A 1793-nucleotide genomic window follows, 5' to 3' on the forward strand; every position below is an offset into this window, starting at 1 on the left:
CAGCACCGCCTGCCGGTCCGCCTCCTCGCTGCGCAGCGCGCTCAGCAGGTGCTCCACCCTGCGGTGGTCGGCCAGCACCAGGTCGACCACGTCGGCCCCCGCCGGCGGCGGGCTCTCCGCCGGCCGGGTCCAGCCGAACGTCAGCCCCACGGCGTGGCGCCAGTTGGCGTACTCCGCGGCCCGCCGGTCCGCCGGCATCTGCGGCAGCCACTGTGCCGCCCGGTGCCAGTTGCGCCGCAGCCCCTCCAGATCCGGCCAGTAGCCGACCGCGAGCCCGGCCGCGTACGCCGCTCCCAGCGAGACGGTCTCCGCCATCATCGGCCGTACGACGGGCACGTCGAGGACGTCGGCGACGAACTGCATCAGCAGGTTGTCCGCCGTCATGCCGCCGTCCACGCGCAGGCCGGAGAGCGTCAGGCCCGAGTCGGCGTTCATCGCGTCGACCACCTCCCGTGTCTGCCAGCCCGTCGCCTCCAGCACCGCCCGCGCCAGATGCCCCTTGGTGATGTACGAGGTGAGCCCGGCGATCACACCCCGCGCCTCGCTGTGCCAGTGCGGCGCGAACAGCCCCGAGAACGCCGGCACGATGTAGCAGCCGCCGTTGTCGTCGACCGTCTGCGCCAGCGTCTCGATCTCCGGCGCGCTGCCGATCAGCCGCAGCCCGTCCCGGAACCACTGCACCAGCGACCCCGTCACCGCGATCGAGCCCTCCAGCGCGTACACCGCCGGCTCGTCCCCGATCTTGAAGCCGACGGTCGTCAGCAGCCCGTGCCGGGAGGCGGCCGGCGTCCCGCCGGTGTTGAGCAGCAGGAAACTGCCCGTACCGTACGTGCACTTGGCCTCGCCCGGCGCGAAGCACGTCTGGCCGAAGAGCGCCGCCTGCTGGTCGCCGAGCGCCGCGGCGATGCGGATGCCGGGGACCACGGTGGTGGTCGTGCCGTACGTCTGCGTGGAGGAGCGGATCTCCGGCAGCATCGCCCTCGGCACGCCGAAGAAGTCCAGCAGCTCGTCGTCCCACGACAGGGTGCGCAGGTTCATCAGCATCGTGCGGCTGGCGTTGGTGACGTCCGTGATGTGCAGCCCGCCCGCGGGCCCGCCCGTCAGGTTCCAGATCAGCCAGCTCTCCATCGTGCCGAACAGCACGTCGCCGCGCTCCGCCCGCTCCCGCAGCCGCGGCTCGCCGTCCAGCAGCCAGCGGATCCGCGGCGCGGAGAAGTACGTGGCCAGCGGCAGCCCGCACAGCGCGCGCACCCGGTCCGCGCGCGGGTCCCGGGCGAGCCGGGCGGCGATCTCGTCGGTGCGGGTGTCCTGCCAGACGACGGCGCGGGCCACCGGACGGCCGGTGTGCCGGTCCCACAGCACCGTCGTCTCCCGCTGGTTGGCGATGCCCAGGGCGACGACCTGGCCGGCGTCCGCGCCCGCCTCCGCGAGGGTCCGCGGCATGATCCGGCGCAGGTTCCGCCAGATCTCCACGGCGTCGTGCTCGACCCAGCCCGGCCGCGGGAAATGCTGCTTGTGCTCGCGCTGCACCACGGAGACCAGCCGGCCCTGGGCGTCGAAGAGGATGCACCGGGTGGACGTCGTGCCCTGGTCCACCGACATCACGTACCGCTGCGCCACGCCGCCCCCCCTCGTCGGTCCCGCCCGCTCCGTACCGTCCGCTTCCGTCCGTCAGCCCGTCTCGTCCGCCGGGCCCCGCGCGGTCGTCACCGGCGGGACGCGCCCAGGTCCCGCGACACCGACCGGGCCGTGCCGAGCACCAGCCCCACCAGGTCCTCGCGCAGCGCGCCGGA

The 1793-nt window shown here is 74.1% G+C and carries 1 protein-coding gene; it reads right to left on the bottom strand.

Annotated elements, in window-relative coordinates:
- The coding region (gene glpK / locus H5J30_RS30880; protein ID WP_309505683.1) for a glycerol kinase GlpK at nucleotides 1-1620 on the bottom strand (1620 nt) is incomplete at its 3' end.
- Nucleotides 1621-1793 lie beyond the last annotated feature (173 nt).

Origin of the sequence: Streptomyces phytophilus (genome assembly GCF_013870535.1) — a bacterium.
Classification (GTDB): Bacteria; Actinomycetota; Actinomycetes; order Streptomycetales; family Streptomycetaceae; genus Streptomyces; species Streptomyces phytophilus.